General features: G+C 71.2%; 12 protein-coding genes and 1 pseudogene. 4 read left to right on the top strand and 9 right to left on the bottom strand.

Annotation, left to right across the window (positions count from 1 at the left end):
- Nucleotides 1-272: 272 nt before the first annotated feature.
- A complete protein-coding gene (locus tag AB0J04_RS42400) occupies nt 273-1034 on the bottom strand; it encodes a glucose 1-dehydrogenase (protein ID WP_363174044.1) in 762 nt (253 codons plus the stop codon).
- 229 nt (nt 1035-1263) lie between these two features.
- On the opposite strand from AB0J04_RS42400, the gene AB0J04_RS42395 reads away from it, so the two are divergent.
- A complete protein-coding gene (locus AB0J04_RS42395; RefSeq protein WP_363174043.1) occupies nt 1264-1902 on the top strand; it encodes a TetR/AcrR family transcriptional regulator in 639 nt (212 codons plus the stop codon).
- A 22-nt stretch (nt 1903-1924) separates the two neighbouring features.
- Here the strand turns inward: AB0J04_RS42395 and AB0J04_RS42390 are convergent, their stop codons facing one another.
- From AB0J04_RS42390 to AB0J04_RS42360, 7 genes and pseudogenes are all read right to left on the bottom strand, one after another.
- Complete coding sequence (locus AB0J04_RS42390; RefSeq protein ID WP_351915197.1) at nt 1925-2335, bottom strand: PTS fructose transporter subunit IIA; 411 nt, start codon at nt 2333-2335, stop codon at nt 1925-1927.
- An 11-nt stretch (nt 2336-2346) separates the two neighbouring features.
- Complete coding sequence (gene dhaL, locus AB0J04_RS42385) at nt 2347-2964, bottom strand: dihydroxyacetone kinase subunit DhaL (RefSeq protein ID WP_363174041.1); 618 nt, start codon at nt 2962-2964, stop codon at nt 2347-2349.
- A gap of 52 nt (nt 2965-3016) precedes the next feature.
- Nucleotides 3017-4009, bottom strand: a complete 993-nt coding sequence (dhaK, locus tag AB0J04_RS42380; RefSeq protein ID WP_363174040.1) for a dihydroxyacetone kinase subunit DhaK — start codon at nt 4007-4009, stop codon at nt 3017-3019.
- Between the two features lie 574 nt (nt 4010-4583).
- A pseudogene (locus AB0J04_RS42375) lies at nt 4584-4828 on the bottom strand (IS256 family transposase); the annotation flags it as partial.
- A gap of 236 nt (nt 4829-5064) precedes the next feature.
- Nucleotides 5065-6327 (bottom strand): hypothetical protein, encoded by a 1263-nt coding sequence (locus AB0J04_RS42370; RefSeq protein ID WP_363174039.1) that lies wholly within the window; start codon nt 6325-6327, stop codon nt 5065-5067.
- A 130-nt stretch (nt 6328-6457) separates the two neighbouring features.
- Entirely contained in the window at nt 6458-8272 is a 1815-nt protein-coding gene (locus AB0J04_RS42365) for a LamG domain-containing protein (protein ID WP_363174038.1), read from the bottom strand.
- 331 nt (nt 8273-8603) lie between these two features.
- Nucleotides 8604-10883 carry a LuxR C-terminal-related transcriptional regulator gene (locus tag AB0J04_RS42360; protein ID WP_363174037.1) on the bottom strand — a complete coding sequence of 760 codons (2280 nt, stop codon included), beginning with the start codon at nt 10881-10883 and terminating at the stop codon, nt 8604-8606.
- A gap of 551 nt (nt 10884-11434) precedes the next feature.
- On the opposite strand from AB0J04_RS42360, the gene AB0J04_RS42355 reads away from it, so the two are divergent.
- Complete coding sequence (locus tag AB0J04_RS42355; protein ID WP_363174036.1) at nt 11435-12070, top strand: TetR/AcrR family transcriptional regulator; 636 nt, start codon at nt 11435-11437, stop codon at nt 12068-12070.
- A 56-nt stretch (nt 12071-12126) separates the two neighbouring features.
- On the opposite strand, the gene AB0J04_RS42350 is transcribed toward AB0J04_RS42355, so the two are convergent.
- On the bottom strand, nt 12127-12903 hold the full coding sequence (locus AB0J04_RS42350; protein ID WP_363174035.1) for an enoyl-CoA hydratase-related protein: 777 nt from the start codon (nt 12901-12903) through the stop codon (nt 12127-12129).
- Between the two features lie 204 nt (nt 12904-13107).
- Here AB0J04_RS42350 and AB0J04_RS42345 point away from each other — a divergent pair, with 204 nt between their 5' ends.
- Together AB0J04_RS42345 and AB0J04_RS42340 are read left to right on the top strand one after the other, a co-directional pair.
- Complete coding sequence (locus tag AB0J04_RS42345; RefSeq protein ID WP_363174034.1) at nt 13108-14322, top strand: acetyl-CoA C-acetyltransferase; 1215 nt, start codon at nt 13108-13110, stop codon at nt 14320-14322.
- 11 nt (nt 14323-14333) lie between these two features.
- Entirely contained in the window at nt 14334-16505 is a 2172-nt protein-coding gene (locus AB0J04_RS42340; protein ID WP_363174033.1) for a 3-hydroxyacyl-CoA dehydrogenase NAD-binding domain-containing protein, read from the top strand.
- Nucleotides 16506-16613: the final 108 nt, after the last annotated feature.

The following is a 16613-nucleotide window of genomic DNA, read 5'->3' as shown; positions in this document are numbered from 1 at the left end:
ACACACCCCACCCAACGCCACACCCCGGCCCGAGGACACCCCCGGACCGGTCACACCATACGAATCAACGACCCGCGAAGTACGGGCCTAGAGGGACTACTGGGACCACGGGGACCAGGGGGATCGGGAGGGCGTGGCGGAGGCCTTCGTGCGGTGGCCGCCGGATCCCGGGCCGTGGGGCCAGGGACCCGGCGGCCGCCGTCGGTCGGACAGCCGGAGGGGGTGGCCGAGTCGCCGTCCGACGTGCGGTGTGTCCGACGACCCGAGGGCCGTCAGACGGCCGACCAGCCGTCGTCGACCGGCAGGATCACGCCGTTGACGTTGCTCGCCGCGTCCGAGGCGAGGAAGACGATCGCGGCGGCCTGCTCCTCGGGCTCGGCCAGCCGGCCGACGTTGACGAAGTGCTTGGCGATCGTCGCCGGGCCGTCCGCCTCCTGGTCGGCCTCCACGACGATCGCGGTCTTCGTGGCGCCAGGCGCGATCGCGTTGGCGCGGATGCCCTTGCCCCGGTACATCACCGCGAGGGACTTCGTCAGCCCCACCACGCCGTGCTTCGAGGCGGTGTACGCCGCGCCCGCCGCCCCGCCCCGCAGACCCGCCTCGGACGCCGTGTTGACGATCACGCCCTTGCCGGCGGCCAGCATGTGCGGCAGCACCGCCCGGGTGAGCAGGAAGGGGGCGGTGAGGTTGACCCGGATGACGCGCTCCCACTCCGCGTCGCTCACGTCCGCCAGCGCCGACATGCGGTCCATGATCCCGGCGTTGTTCACCAGCACGTCCACCCCGCCGAACCGCTCCACCGCGGTGGCGGCCACCTCGTCCACGACGGCCTGCTCGCTGAGGTCGCCGGTGACCGCGACGGCCGTGCCGCCCGCCTCCTCTATCGCCTTGACGACGGCCTGCGCGCTCTCGGCGTCGAGGTCGGCCACCAGGAGCCGCGCCCCCTCCGCGGCGAAGGCCAGGGCGGTGGCGCGGCCGATGCCCGAACCCGCTCCGGTGACGACGATGCTGCGGCCTTCCAGTCCAGTGGCCATGAGGTGCTCCTAGTCTGCTGCGAGGTGCGAGGTGCGAGGTGCGAGGTGCGAGGTGCGAGGTGGGGGGCATCCCCGGGGAGTGCTTGTCGGCAACCCTACGACTTAATGTCTGTAAGTGACATAAAGTCGTGGTGAAGAATTTGAGGCGCACGAAATTCGCCGCACAGAGTTCGGCGCACAGAGTTGGGCGCACAGAGTTCGTGGAAGGTGACCGAGACCGGAGGACTGCATGACCGCATCCCACGGACGCACGGGCCGACCGCCCCTGACCGAGGAACGCAAGGCGGAGATCCGTCTGGAGATCGCCCGCGCCGCGGTGGACCTGTTCGTCGACCAGGGCGTCGCGGCCACCACCGGCGAGCAGATCGGCCAGGCGGTCGGGGTCTCCGCCCGGACTGTCTGGCGGTACTTCCCGAGCAAGGAGAGCTGTGTGGGCCCGCTCCTCACGGCCGGCATCGACGCGATCGCCGCCTGCCTGCGCGAGTGGGAGCAGGGCCGCCCCCTGGGAGAGGCCTTCGCCCGGCGGCTGGAGACCGACCAGCGACTCGTCGGCGGCCCCGACCCGGCCACCGTCGGCGCCCTGGTCCGGCTGGCCCGCACCGAGCCGGCCTTGCGCGCGGTCTGGCTCCAGACCTACGACGAGGCCGAGCCGGCCTTCGCCCGCGCCCTCGCCGACCGGGCCGGACTTCCGGCCGGGGACTTCCGGCCGGCCATCCATGCGGCGATGTTCAACGCGGCCCTGCGCGCCGCCGTGGAGCACCACGCGTGGCGCGCCGCCGACACCGCCACGGACCCGGCGACGGTACGGGCCGAACTGGCGGAGGCGATCCGCGCGGCCCTCGCGGTGGCGGCGGAGGGCGTGAGCTGAGCCCGCGTCACGTCCGGTGCGGTCACACCTTGCGGTAGGCGTACGCCTCCGCGGCCGCCGCCTCCACCGTGTCGAGGTCGGCACCCGTCGCCGCCGTGACGACCGCGGCCACCGCGCCCTCGACGAACGGGGCGTCCACCAGGCGGGCGGTGTCGGGCAGTTCGTCGCCCTCCGCGAGCAGCGCCTTGACCGTGAGAACGGCGCTGCCCAGATCCGCGAGCACCGCGACCCCGGCGCCTCGATCAACGGAGGCGGCCGCCGCGCAGATCAGCTCGGCGCTGGTGCCCAGCCCGCCGCCTTCCGTACCGCCCGCCGCCGCGACCGGCACGGCCGGGCCGCCGCCCGTCAGCCCCCGCGCCAGCTCGGCGACGGCCGTGGCCACCGCCGCACTGTGCGAGACCAGCACGATCCCGACCAGCTTCTCGTCGCTCACCGGCACGTCACTCACTCCCCGTCCGCAGGGTGGGCGTCGTCGGCTTCGCCGAGCGCGGCGATCAGCAGGGCCGACGAGGTCGCGCCCGGGTCCTGGTGGCCGATGCTGCGTTCGCCGAGATAGCTCGCCCGGCCCTTGCGGGCCTGGAGCGGCGTCGTCGCCTCGGCGCCCTGCTCGGCGGCGGCCCGGGCGGCGCCGAAGCCGTCGGTGAGGGCGTCCACGGCCGGCACCAGCGCATCGATCATGGTCTTGTCGCCCGGCGCGGCGCCGCCGAGCTGCATGACGGCGTCCACGCCCGTGCGCAGCGCCTCGGCGAACCGTGCCTCGTCCACCGCGTCGGCGTCCCCGAGTGCCTTCCCGGTGCGCCGCAGCAGCGTGCCGTACAGCGGCCCCGAGGCCCCGCCGACCGTCGAGATCAGCGTGCGGCCCGCGAGCACCAGAACGGCGCCCGGCGTCCCGGGCGCCTCCTTCTCCAACGCCACCGTCACCGCGGCGAAGCCGCGCCGGAGGTTGCTGCCGTGATCGGCGTCCCCGATGGGCGAGTCGAGGGCGGTGAGCCGGTCCGCCGCACGGTCCACGGACGCTGCGGTCGCCGTCATCCAACGGCGGAAGAAGTCGGCGTCGAGCACTGGATCTCCTTGCATGGTCGGGTATGTCCGATCGCCTGCCCTGACTCCCGCCTCACACGCCCCAGCGGAGTCCGGCGGTCTTCACCGGCGCGTCCCACAGCCGCAGCAGCTCCTCGTCGATCTGACACAGGGTCACCGAAGCGCCGGCCATGTCGAGGGACGTCACATAGTTGCCGACGAGCGTACGGGCGACGGCCACCCCGCGCTGCGCCAGCACCCGCTGCACCTCGGCGTTGAAGCCGTACAGCTCCAGCAACGGCGTCGCACCCATGCCGTTGACCAGCACGAGGACGGGGTTGCGGGGCGTGAGATCGTCCAGGATCGCCTGGACGGCGAAGTCGGCGATCTCCCCGGACGTCATCATCGCCCGCCGCTCCCGCCCCGGTTCCCCGTGGATGCCGACGCCCAGCTCCAGCTCACCGGGCGGCAGGTCGAAGGTCGGGCTGCCCTTGGCCGGCGTCGTACAGGCGCTGAGCGCCACGCCGAAGCTGCGCGAGTTCTCGTTGACCTGCCGGGCCAGTGCCTCGACCTGCTCCAGCGGCTGCCCCTCCTCGGCGGCGGCCCCCGCGATCTTCTCCACGAACAGCGTTCCGCCCGTGCCCCGCCGCCCGGCCGTGTAGAGGCTGTCGGTGACGGCGACGTCGTCGTCGACCAGGACCTTCGCGATCTGGATGCCCTCGTCCTCGGCCAACTCGGCCGCCATGTCGAAGTTGAGCACGTCGCCCGTGTAGTTCTTCACGACGAACAGCACACCGGCCCCGCTGTCCACGGCCGCCGCGGCACGCAGCATCTGGTCCGGCACCGGCGACGTGAACACCTCACCGGGGCAGGCCGCCGAGAGCATCCCGGGCCCGACGAACCCCCCGTGCAACGGCTCGTGCCCGGACCCGCCGCCGGACACCAGCGCCACCTTCCCGGCCACCGGAGCGTCCCGCCGCACGATCACCCGGTTCTCGACGTCGACGATCAGCTCGGGATGGGCGGCCGCCATGCCCCGCAGCGCGTCGGCGACCACGGTCTCCGGAACGTTGATCAGCATCTTCATCGGATACCTCCTGTGAAGCTGGGATATGAGCCCCTGACCTCCATTTTGCAGGTCAGGCTGGGTGGGGCCAGTCAACGATCTTGGCGGTTCACGGCGGCGGGGGGCGGGTTCCGCCGGTACTGACGCTGACCGGATGCCGACTTTTCCGACGGAGTGTCAGGTGCGTCCGGCGCGGGCGTGGATCGGCCTGAGGCTTCCGTGTCCGGGGCGGGGATGTAATGATCATCTGCGCGAACACGAACGGTGACACCAGTGCTGGTTCGGCTTCCAGCGGTGGTCCTGCCGTGGAGACGCTGCCTGTGGGACGGTTCACCGGAAGCGCGGAGGCGTTCGTGGTGAGCGTCGTGAACACTTCGCGTCTCAATCCCAGGCTCGGGCACGGTTCGCTTACATGCGGGTTCGGGAGTGGAGACCCCTGTTGCGGCCCGCTGAACAGAGCATCCCCGAAATCCTGGTCGGCCACCAGATGCCGGCGCAGAGAGTCGGCGCACTGGTCAGTTGCGCCATGTCAGGAGGAATCCGGAGGAGGGATTGCGACGTGGCGAGGTCACGTCCGCTGGAGTGGTGTATGGAGGACAGCCGTCGTATCGGGCTGTTCGAAGACGGTCCGCAGCGGCGTGGCCACCCACGGCTGGGCGGACTTCGGCGTCGGGGACGACCAACTGGACGCCGGACGGACCGCGAGCGGCCAGGGAACGCAGGAAGACGAGCCAGCCATGCGCCGTCCGAGCTGGAGGTGACGTCCAGGGGGCGGTTGCGGAACGTGGTGACCTGCGCGTCCAGGTGCTTGGCCATGGCGCTGACCTGGGACTTCGACAGTACGTGGGTGGCGTGGAACCGACCCGCCGTGGCGGCCTCGGGCCGGCCGGGTTCGCGCCGCGGAGTGCACCGACCTGGTCGCCGACGCCCTGCACCGCGGCCGTCGGCCGGCCGGGCGAGTCATGGAGAACGCCGGCGCCCACCGCCGGTGACCCACCCGCCGACGGAGCGCGGGCAGGGGCCCGGGTGACCCCGGGCCCCTGCCTGGTGTTCAGTTGTGCCTCGGGCGTCGGTGTCTAGAACACCACCCTCGCCGCTCCCGGTCCGGGGTCGTAGTCGAAGCGGAAGTTGAGGCGGGTCTCACCCCCGCTGCAACTGTCGGTGGTGATGATCTGGGATCCCCAGCCAAAGGCGGGGTCGTCTCCCAGGCACGTGTTCCGATTCTTCAGCTTGATCTGGATCTGGGGGGTGTCGCTCCAGCCCCTCAGATCGAAGAGCTCCTCGTCGTCGTTGTTGCAGACGGACTGGATGACGCTGCCGTACGGTCCGTCCCTCAGACAGAGTTTGGTTGTGTTGTTGTAGATCCTGTAGAACCCGCTGCCCCGGGGCTGGAGCCTGAAGTGGCCGTACTTACCGGCGGTGGTGTTGCCGACGACCATGTACGTCTGGCCGAGATCGGTGGCGAACTGCCAGGCGCGATTGCCGTCATGGGCGTTGAGCAGCTGGACATCGGCATTCGCGGCCATCCGGTTGAAGGCGACGGACAGGTGGTCGGAGCTGTATCCGTGGGCATAGCCCCCGTAGCCGGTGATCCGCGCGTTGGACACCATGTAGTCGAGTTCCCGGTTCACGGTGTTCGGGCCGGGGTTCGTGTTGATGTGGGTGGGGCGGCCGGCCGTGTACTTGTGCCAGCCGCGGCGTACCACGAGGTTGCGGGGTTCGCGGTTCCAGTCGCCCATCGCGGCCCATTGGCGGGTTCCCGCCACCCCCGCGATCCTCGACAGCAAGTCCGGGCCGTCATTGCCCGCGCCGTTGCCCGACATCGCGTGCACGGTGAAGAAGAGCGTCTGGTCCACGCGGATACCGAGCGCCGGCCGGGAACTCGGAAGCCCGTTTCTACCGTAGAAAGCGGGCGGGACAAGGAACACTTCGGGGGAGTCGAACGGGGTGATGATGGCCAGGTTCACCCGGTTGCCGCCGAAGTCGGTACGCAGCCAGTAGATGTGCCATGGCAGGTTGACGCTCCGCGGAAACGGGTCCCATTCGTATTCCTGTACGCGCCAACCCGCCCATGCGTTGGTCTCTCCCAGGTAGCGGGACGTCCACACCAGGCGTGAGGCTGCCGGTGGCCGAGGGCCGGCCTCCTGCAGCGCGATGATGTTGTACCCGGCGTTGACCATCTGCGGGACGTCGGTCTGCCACTTGCTGGCGGCGTCTGTGTTTCCGCCCTGCATGTTGTAGGTGACGGGCCGGAAGTCCTCCACTCCCGCCGAGGCGGGTTGCGGCGGCGCGAGGAAGGTGATGAGGCCGGCCAGCATGGTGACCGCGAGCATCGGCACCAGGAATCTCGTCCGCGTGCGACCGCCGTGGCGGTGTCTGTTTCCGCGGAATGCCCCGAGGAGGGGAATTCTCATAGCTCGTCCTTTCTGGCTCACGCCGATGACGGCGCGAATGATGCGGGGTGGTCGGCTATTCGACGAGGGCCGAGGTGTTGGAGAGATCGGCCGGAATGGGGTCGGGGGGCGTTTCGATCACGATCTTGTTCGGATAGGCGGTGAGCAGCGGATCGGTTACCGATGCCGGGGCGTCGGTCTGCACCACGATCCGGTCGCGCATCCCGTCGTAGCGGACAGCGAGGCTGTAGGCCGTCGTGTCGCCGTCCGCCGACACCTGCCGGACGACCGCGTCCTGGATGTCGGTGATCTGGGCGAGGGTGAACTGGGGGCTCTTCACCGTGGTGGGGGTGGGCCAGTCGGCCGGGATGTCCCCGTACTCGGAGGTCCAGCCGGGCGGCTGCTGCACGTCGTTGATGTCGCCGCTGTAGTCCGAGGGGAAGACGAGCACCGGTCCGATGTTCGGGTCGTCGAACGCCGCGAGCGCGCAGTTGTAGTCGGCGAGGGCCTGGACCTGCTGCCACTGCAGTTTCGTCGCCGCGTCCTGGAGACCGTCCGCCGGCCCGGCCTCGTCCGCCAGCACCTTGCCCACGGTCCTCTGGTCCTCGGCGCACCTGCCGGTCGCCGGGAGGTCGAGGGTGTACTCCTCGATCACGAGCTTGTCGGCGTACTGGGCGGCCAGCGGGTCGGTGACGGATGCCGGGGCGTTGGTCTCGGCCACCACCCGGTCACGCATCCCGTCGTAGTGGACGTTCAGCTGGTACGTGGTGGCGTCACCGTCGGGCTGCACAGCCGCGGTGACCGCGTCCTGGATGTCGTTGATCTGATCGAGCGTGAACAGCGGGCTCTTCGCGGTGGTGGGGGTGGGCCAGTCGGTGGGAGCCTGCCCGAACTCGTTGGTCCAGTCGGGCGGGGTGGACAGGTGGTCCATGTCGCCGGTGTAGTCCGACGGGAAGATGACGACGGGGCCGATGTCGGGGTCGTCGAACGCCACAAGGGCTTCGTTGTAGGAGGCCAGAGCCTGGAGCTGCTCCCATTCCTGTTCCGTCCCCGTGGCGACGGCATTCACCTCGGAGGTGGACAGAGCCCGGTTGTAGACGCGGAAGTCCCGCATCCGGCCCTTGAAGTAGAGGTCGTTGGTGTACAGGGAACGGCCGATGTAGTCCGCGGTGGTCGTCCCGCCGCCGATCGAGCCCGGGGTGATCGTCACGTTGGTGTTGCGGGCCTTCTCCACGCCGTTCTCGTAGAGGATGCCGGTGTTGCCGGTCTGGGTGTACGTGACGTGCTTCCACATGCCGCGCGCCAGCTGGTACGAGGTGGAGGGGCGGGTGTTCTGCTCGGCGGAGTAGTTCGTCGTCGTGATCCCGGTGCGGAACTGGTTCCCGGTGGAGAACAGGTAGCCGTTGCCGTTGCCGCCGCTGGTGTTGCCGAACCCGTAGAGGAAGTAGGGCTTGCCCATGGTCGGGTCGATCCACACGTCGAAGTCGACGGTGATGGAGTTGAGCCCGGCCATGATGTTGTTCGGCACCTTGAGGTAGGTGTCGGAGCCGTTGAAGGCCATGCCTTCGCCGGCCCAGCCGGTGGCGCCGTTGACCGTGCCGTCGCGGCCGTTGCCCGAGGAGTCGTGCGCGACCGTGCCGGACGTCTCGTCCAGCTTGTAGCGCAGCAGCAGGCCGCTGGTGATCTCGGCCTGCGCCGGCGCGGCGGTGGTCAGCACCCCTGCGCCCAGGACGAGGGATACGGCGACCAGGCCGGCGGCCGTGCGCCGGCTCCCCAGCGGGGCACCCGCGCGGACGAGCCGGAGCGCGGCCGGAGCGGCTGTGTCACGGCGCGGCGTGATCACGGCGCGGGCGGTGGCAAGGACTGCCTTGGCCCTGTTCTTTCTTCGCATGGTTTCCCTTTCGAAGCGGTACGCGGGCATCCGGTTCGACGGCTGCGGGGCGGCGCCCGGCCGGTGGCCAGGAGGATGGGGGAGGCTGTGCAAGGTCACCTGCCGAGGCATGCCAGGGAGGCTTCGCGGCACCAGGCCAGCAACTGTCGGGTACGGATTCCGCGACAGGGCCCGGCTGCCCGGACCCTGTCGCCTTGGCGCCACAGGACACTGAGGCGGGCCGGACCGTGGCAATCGGCCCGGTCCGCCTCGATGTGGCGTCGTCCCGCAAGAATCGGGGCAGGGCTCAGCCCCAGCCCATGGGTATTCTTACGGGGTTTTTATGTGGGCCTTATGAAAGGGGTGGCTGGTTGGCCGCCCACCAGCCCGCGATCTGGGCACGGGAGCCGAAGCCGAGCTTGGCCCGGATGTTCTCGACATGGCCGTCCACCGTGCGCCGGGAGAGGACGAGCGCCGCAGCGATCTGACGGTTGCTCATGCCCTTGGCCACCAGCGCGGCCACGTCCCGTTCACGACGGGTCAGGGGGCTCAGGGCGGTGGCGGGGGCGGCCGGTTCGGGGTCGCTGTCGCCGTCGGTGCTCAGGGCGTGGTCGACGGCTCGGGCGGGGCTGTCGTGGGCGCCGCCGACGGTGAGTGCCCGCTCGTGCGCCGCCCGGCCCAACGCCCCCAGGACCGACTCCTCGCACCGCACGTGGTACTCGGCCATCTGCGGGCCGAACGCGGAGATGTCGGTGCCGATGTCCTGCCACAGGCCGCGTACGGCTCCCAGCAACCCTCCCGCCCGCTCGTACTCGCCGCTGGAGGCGGTCGCCCAGGCGAGCAGCTCCAGCATCAGCGCGGTGGCGATGTAGTCGTTGAAGCCGCGCTCGATCTCGAGCCCGGCCCGGGTCAGTGCCATGCACGCCTCCCGGTCACCGCGCGCCCAGGCGTCGTAGCCCAGCGCCCACAGCGCGTGCGCACGTCCCCACCTCTCCCCGTGCGCCGCAGCCAGGACGACCGCCCGCCCGCCGGTCTCCGCCGCGTGCGGCTTCCTGAGGTGGGTCCGGGTGGCGGCCAGTTGGAACAGCACGAAGACCGCCACGGCTCCTCCGTCGTCCGCCGGGTGCGTGGCGATCGCGTGCTCGAAGAGGGACTCGGCCTCTTCCAGCCGCCCCTGGAACAGTGCCGATGAGCCGCGCAGGCCCGTGACGTACGCGCCGACCACCGGATCGTCGAGCCGCTCGCCCAGCTCCCCGGCCTCGGCCAGCCACTCGTCGGCCGTCGAGTGATCGCCTTGGAGCAGTGCCACCCAGGCGGCGGCCCAGAGGGCCCGGGCCCGGGCCGGGGTCGGTTCGGGTGCGGCCTTCAGGGCCCGGTCGAGCCGTCGTCGGCCCTCGCCGAGGAAGCCGCCCGCGCACCAGTGGAAGCGCAGTGCCGCCGCCAGCGCGAGGGTGGCCTGCGGGTCTCCGGCGCAGTCGAGTGCCACCAGCAGGTTGGCGTGCTCGGCGCGCAGACGGGCCAGGGCGTTCTCCTGGCCGGGGCCGTACCAGTGGTCGGCGATGTGTGACGCGAGGGTGAGGTAGAAGTCGCGGTGGCGTCGCAGCAGGTGTTCCTCCTCGCCGGATTCGGCGAGCCGTTCGCGGCCGTACCGGCGGATGGTCTCCAGCAGCCGGTAGCGCGGCAGACCCTCGTAGTCGGTGGTCAGGACCACGGACTGGGAGACCAGCCGGTCCAGGAGGTCCAGCACCTCGTGCCGGGGGACACCCTCGCCGGCGCAGACTTCCTCGGCCGCGTCGAGGGCGAAACTGCCGGTGAACACCGAAAGCCGGCTCCACAGCAGCCGCTCGGCGGGGCCGCACAGCTCGTAGCTCCAGTCGATCAGCGCGCGCAGTGTGCGCTGGTGCGGTCGCGCGGTCCGGCTGCCGCCGGTGAGCAGGGTGAAGCGGTCCTCCAGGCGGTCCGCCGCCTGTTCGACGGTGAGGGTACGCAGCCGGGAAGCGGCCAGCTCGATGGCCAGCGGCAGACCGTCCAGGCCCTCGCACAGCCGGGTGACCGCGTCCCAGTTCGCGTCGGTGATCCGGAAGCCGGGCCGCAGGGCGGTGGCCCGGTCCCGCAGGAGTTCCACCGCCTCGTCCGGCACCGACAAGGGTGACACGATCAGGACGTGTTCACCCGCGATGCCCAGCGTCTGGCGGCTGGTCGCCAGAATGTGCAGCTCGGGACCGGCCGACAGCAGCCTGCCCGCCAGCTCGGCGCAGGCCTCGACCAGGTGCTCGCAGTTGTCCAGCACGATCAGCGCCCGGCGCCCGGCCAGATGGCCCGCGAGCTGGTCCAGGGTGGGCCTGACGCCCAGGTCCGCGATCCCCACCGCGGTCGCCGCCGCGCTCGCCACCGACGACGGTTCCCGCAGCGGTGCCAGGTCGACGAGCCATGTCCCGTCCGGGAAAGCCTTCCTCGACGCGGAGGCGGCTTCGAGCGCCAATCGAGTCTTGCCCACGCCGCCCACTCCGGTGAGCGTCAGCAGCCGGGCCGAGCCGAGGATGCGGCGGATCTCGGCGATGTCGCTCCGCCTGCCCACGAAGGTGGTGAAGGCCGCAGGCAGATTCCCCGTTTCCCAGAGCAGGCTGGTCACGTACCCCCTCACCTCCTACCTGCCCGAAACTATCCCAAACACATGAGAACCCGACTTCTCGTGTTCAGCGTATCCGTTCTTTCACGGCGGCGGAGGAGGGGGCGGTGCAGGTGGCGGAGCCCGAGCATGGGGAATGCGAGGGCGCCCCGTGGTGGTCGAGATCTGCGGCGGCCGCCTTCGCCCGGCGCCGACGAGGTCGAATTGTTCCTCAGACCTCTCGCGGTCATCCGGCCGACCGGAACGGGGGAGATCGGCACGAGGAGGAGCGCGACACGCGAAGAGGGCCGGCATCACCCGTGCAGGCCTTCCCGCGGGCGCAGTTGCGGGCGGCCTGGGGAACGCCGAGCCCGTCATCCCCGGCGAGCCGACGCGGTACGCGATTTCGCTCGGCCGGACACACCGGCAGTTCGAGCCCGCAGTGAAGCTGCGCGTCACGATCGGCGGCGGCGACAGTCCCCCTTCGGGGAGTCCGTGCCCGGGCAGGACGGGAACCCGTAGACTCGTGAGGTGTAGTGAACGCTAGTTCAGTCGACACGGGGAGCCGGGCAGCCATGGCGGAGACGGTCGCGGACCTGCGCGCGGACGGGCACACGGACTGGCGGGTCTACGGGACGCTGGAGCTGCCGCCGATCCTCGCGCACGCCCTCGACGCCATCGTGGAGCAGGGCTACCACGCCACCACCGTCCGTGACCTCGCCCGCCGCGTGGGCGTCACCGTACCGGCTCTCTACTATCACTACGCCAACAAGCAGGCCATCCTCGTGGAACTGCTGCTCGGTTCCCTGAGGGCCGTCCTCGGCCGTTGCCGCTCGGCGGTCGAGGAGGCGGGCGAGGACCCCGTCGACCGCTTCTGCGCGCTCGTCGAGTGCATCGTGCTGTTCATGACCCATCGGGCCCCGCTCGCCTTCCTCGACACCGAGACGCGCAGCCTGGAGAGCGGCAACCGGGAACGGTACGTGGACCTGCGCGACGAACTCGAAGGGCTGCTGCGCGACGCCGTGCGCGACGGCTCGCGGGCCGCGGTCTTCACCGTCCCGGTACCGGTGGACGCCGGCCGCGCCGTTCTCTCGATGTGCCAGGCGGTGGCCCAGTGGTACCGCCCCGACGGCCCGCTGACCCCACAGGAGATCGCGGAGCGTTACGTCACCATCGCGCTCTTCACCGTGGGCCACCGTCCGCAGCGCTGAGCGCTGAGCGCTGATCGCGGACGACCCGTCGGCGCAGGGCCACCTGGAAGCGGGCCCTACCTCCCCGTGAACTTCGCGTCCCGGCGGTCGCGGAACGCGGCGACGCCCTCCGCGAAGTCGCCGCTGCGCAGCAACGCGGCCTGCCCCTGCCGTTCGGTCTCCAGGGCACGCGTCAGCTCCGGAAGCGCCGCTTCGTTGACCGCCCCCTTGATCCGGGCGTACGCGAGCGGTGGTCCCGACGCGAGCCGGGCGGTCATGGAGGCCACCGCCCCGTCGAAGTCGGCGTCGTCCACCGCCTCCCCGATGAGGCCCCACTCCGCCGCCGTGGGCGCCGGGATCCGTTCTCCGAGCAGGGCCATCCGCATCGCGCGGGCCCGGCCGATCGCAGCCGGGACGACCGCGGTCGCGCCCGCGTCCGGCATCAGCCCCACCCCCGCGAAGGCGAGCAGGAAGTAGGCGGAGCGGCGGGCCAGCACCAGGTCACAGGCGAGGGCGAGTGAACAGCCGGCGCCCGCCGCGGCGCCGTTGACCGCGGCGAGTACCGGCTTGTCGGTACGGCGCACGGCGAGCGCCGCACGGCCGGCGGCCTCCACCGTGTGCGCGTCCACGACGGTGTCGAGGTCGGCGCCGGCGCAGAACGCCCGTCCCTCGCCGGTCAGCACGATGACACGGACGCCGTCGTCCGCGTCCGCCTCGTCGACGGCGTCGGCGAGGTCGGCGAATCCGGCGGTGCCCAGGGCGTTGAGCCGGTCCGGGCGGGCGAGGGTGAGGCGCAGCACGGCGCCGTCTCGGAGGACGCCGATGCCGCCGGGCGTGATGGTGCCGTCTCTCATGCGCTGCCGTTCGTCGGGGTTGCCAGGACCGTGAAGTTTACCTAGCGCTCGCTCATCAGCGTAAGGCGACAATCGCCGCAGGTCCATGACGGGTTCGCGCGGAAGTGTTCATGAATGCGGCTTCGATGAGCAGCATCGACGTCTGTTAACTTAGCGATCGCTAGGTCGATCACACGTACGCCGAAGCCGAGGAGAGCGAAGACGATGAGCACCGAGGCCTACATATACGACGCGATCCGCACCCCGCGCGGTCGCGGCAAGCGCAACGGCGCCCTGCACGGCACCAAACCCATCTCACTGGTCACCGGCTTGATCGACGCTCTGCGCGCACGCCACCCCGACCTCGACCCGGGGCGTATCGAGGACATCGTGCTGGGCGTCGTGTCCCCCGTCGGCGACCAGGGCTCCGACATCGCTCGCACGGCCGCGCTGGCGGCCGGGCTGCCGGACACGGTGGCCGGCGTGCAGCTCAACCGGTTCTGCGCCTCCGGTCTGGAGGCGGTCAACGTGGCGGCCCAGAAGGTCCGTTCGGGCTGGGAACAGCTCGTGCTCGCCGGCGGTGTGGAGTCCATGTCCCGGGTGGCGATGGGGTCGGACGGCGGGGCCTGGTACAACGACCCGGCGACCAGCTACGACACGTACTACGCGCCGCAGGGCATCGGCGCCGATCTGATCGCCACCATCGAGGGCTTCAGCCGCGAGGACGTCGACGCGTTCGCCGTACGTTCCCAGGAGCGCGCCGCGGCTGCCTGGTCCGGCGGCTACTTCGCCAAGTCCGTCGTCGCGGTCACCGACCAGAACGGGCTCCTCGTCCTCGACCGGGACGAGCACATGCGGCCCGGCACGACGGTGGAGGCGCTCGCCAAGCTGAAGCCGTCCTTCGCGACCATCGGCGACCTGGGCGGCTTCGACGCCGTCGCGCTGCAGAAGTTCCACTGGATCGAGAAGATCGACCACGTCCACCACGGCGGCAACTCCTCCGGAATCGTGGACGGCGCCGCCCTCGTCCTGATCGGCAGCGAACGGGCGGGCCGCGAACTGGGGCTGACCCCGCGGGCCCGGATCGTCGCGACGGCCACCTCGGGCGCGGACCCGACGATCATGCTCACCGGCCCGACCCCCGCGACCCGCAAGCTGCTCGCGCACACCGGTCTGACGGTCGACGACATCGACCTGTTCGAGATCAACGAGGCGTTCGCGTCCGTGGCGCTCAAGTACGCCAAGGACATGGGCATCCCCGACGAGAAGCTGAACGTCAACGGCGGTGCCATCGCCATGGGCCACCCCCTCGGAGCCACCGGCGCCATGATCACCGCAACCATGGTCGACGAGCTGGAGCGCCGCAGCGCCCGCCGCGCCGTGGTCACCCTGTGCATCGGCGGCGGCATGGGCGTGGCCACCCTCATCGAGCGTGTGTGAAAGGGCAGTCGATGAACAGCACCATCCGCTGGGAGCAGGACGCCGACGGCGTCGTCGTACTGACCCTGGACCACCCGGAGCAGTCGGCCAACACCATGACCGAGGCCTACGCGGCGTCGATGCGCGCCGCCGTGGACCGCCTCGAGGCCGAACGCGAGAGCGTGAGCGGCGTCATCGTCACCTCCGCCAAGAAGACCTTCTTCGCGGGCGGCGACCTCAACGACATGCTGGCCACCGGGCCCGGACAGGCCGCCGCGTTCTTCGCGTTCATCGAAGGCGTCAAGGCCGATCTGCGCCGCCTGGAGACACTGGGCCGGCCGGTGGTCGCGGCGATCAACGGCGCCGCGCTCGGCGGCGGCCTGGAGATCGCCCTGGCCTGCCACCACCGCGTGGCCCTCGACGTGAAGGGCTCGACGATCGGTCTGCCCGAGGCCACCCTGGGGCTGCTGCCCGGCGCGGGCGGCGTCACCCGCACCGTCCGGATGCTGGGTGTCACGCGGGCCCTGGAGAGCATCCTGCTGGACGGCCGCACCTTCACCCCCGCCGCAGCCGTCGATTCGGGCCTCGTGGACGAACTCGCCGCGACGCACGACGAGTTGCTCGCTGCGGCCCGTGCCTGGATCACCGCACACCCCGACGCCGTACAGCCCTGGGACGGCAAGGCGTTCAAGCTGCCCGGCGGAACCCCGGCCGCCGGACCGCTCGCCGCCGTGCTCCCCTCGCTGCCCGCCACCCTGCGCGCCAAGGTGAGGGGCGCGAACCTGCCCGCGCCCCGTGCCATCCTCGCGGCCGCCGTCGAGGGCGCCCAGGTCGACATCGACACGGCGCTCACGATCGAGTCGCGGTACCTGACGAAGCTGGTCACCGGCCAGGTGTCGAAGAACATGATCAAGGGCTTCTTCTTCGACATGCAGCACATCGAGGCCGGCGGCAGCCGCCCCGAGGGCCCGGCGCGCGCCACGGTCCGCAAGGCCGTGGTCATCGGCGCGGGCATGATGGGCGCCGGCATCGCGTACGCGTGCGCCCGGGCGGGCATCGAGGTGGTCCTCCAGGACGTCACCGCCGAGGCCGCCGCTCAGGGCAAGGACTCCTCGCGGCGACTGCTGGACAGGGAAGTGGCGCGCGGACGCACGAGCCGTGCCGAAGCCGACCGGCTGCTCGCGCGCATCCGGCCCACCGCGGACGCCTCCGACGCCGTCGGCGCCGACCTCGTCATCGAGGCCGTCTTCGAGGACCCGGCCCTGAAGAAGAGGATCCTCGGCGAGATCGAGGCCGTCGTCGCCCCCGACGCGCTTCTCGCCTCCAACACCTCCACCCTGCCCATCACGGACCTGGCCCAAGGGGTGGACCGCCCGGCGGACTTCATCGGGCTGCACTTCTTCTCGCCGGTCGACCGGATGCGGCTCGTCGAGATCGTCGTGGGGGAGAAGACGGGCGACACGGCCCTCGCGCGTGCCGTCGACTTCACCCGGCAGATCGGCAGGACGCCCGTCGTCGTGGGCGACGGACGCGGCTTCTTCACCACCCGCGTCATCCGCACCTTCCTCGACGAGGCCGCCGCCATGGTCGGCGAGGGCATCGCCCCGGCCACCGTCGAACAGGCGGGCCTCCAGGCCGGCTACCCGTCCGCGCCGCTGCGGCTGTGGGACGAGCTGACGCTCACCCTGATGCGCAGGATCCGAGAGGAGACCAGGGCGGCAGTCCTCGCCGAGGGCGGGGCGTGGGAGGCGCACGGCAGTGAGGCGGTCGTCGACCGCCTGGTCGGCGAGTTCGACCGCGCCGGGCGGTCCACGGGCGGCGGCTTCTACGAGTACGACGCCGACGGTCGGCGTACCCGCCTGTGGCCCGGCCTCACCGAACACTTCGGGCGGGGCGGCGAGCGCGCGCAGGACGTCCGCTTCGAGGACCTCAAGGAGCGCATGCTGTTCGCCGAGGCCCTGGAGTCGGTCCGATGCGTCGAGGACGGCGTGCTGCGCAGCGTCCCGGACGCCAACGTCGGCTCGCTCCTGGGCATCGGCTTCCCGGCCTGGACGGGCGGGGTCCTCCAGTACGTCAACGGCTACGAGGGCGGCCTGCCCGCCTTCGCAGCCCGGGCCCGCGAACTCGCCGACCGCTACGGCCCCCGCTTCGAGCCGCCCGCGCTGCTGCTCGCCAAAGCCGCGGCGCGGGAGATCTTCGCGTAGTCCCTCCCCACCGCCCCCGTCCCGCGAGCAGTTCGGCGGTCCGGGGGACGGCCCTGTACGCGCACCTGTCCGGCGCCGGACATGACACGACCGTGGGGCGGCCCTGAC

Origin of the sequence: Streptomyces sp. NPDC050263, from assembly GCF_040655955.1 — a bacterium.
Lineage (GTDB): Bacteria > Actinomycetota > Actinomycetes > Streptomycetales > Streptomycetaceae > Streptomyces.
This window is presented reverse-complemented; position numbering and strand designations above follow the sequence as displayed.

Coding starts and splice junctions, on each gene's coding strand:
- AB0J04_RS42340 (WP_363174033.1), top strand. CDS start 14,334: ATGAACAGCACCATCCGCTGGGAGCAGGACGCCGACGGCGTCGTCGTA.
- AB0J04_RS42355 (WP_363174036.1), top strand. CDS start 11,435: ATGGCGGAGACGGTCGCGGACCTGCGCGCGGACGGGCACACGGACTGG.
- AB0J04_RS42400 (WP_363174044.1), bottom strand. CDS start 1,034: ATGGCCACTGGACTGGAAGGCCGCAGCATCGTCGTCACCGGAGCGGGT.
- AB0J04_RS42345 (WP_363174034.1), top strand. CDS start 13,108: ATGAGCACCGAGGCCTACATATACGACGCGATCCGCACCCCGCGCGGT.
- dhaK (WP_363174040.1), bottom strand. CDS start 4,009: ATGAAGATGCTGATCAACGTTCCGGAGACCGTGGTCGCCGACGCGCTG.
- AB0J04_RS42395 (WP_363174043.1), top strand. CDS start 1,264: ATGACCGCATCCCACGGACGCACGGGCCGACCGCCCCTGACCGAGGAA.
- AB0J04_RS42365 (WP_363174038.1), bottom strand. CDS start 8,272: ATGCGAAGAAAGAACAGGGCCAAGGCAGTCCTTGCCACCGCCCGCGCC.
- AB0J04_RS42350 (WP_363174035.1), bottom strand. CDS start 12,903: ATGAGAGACGGCACCATCACGCCCGGCGGCATCGGCGTCCTCCGAGAC.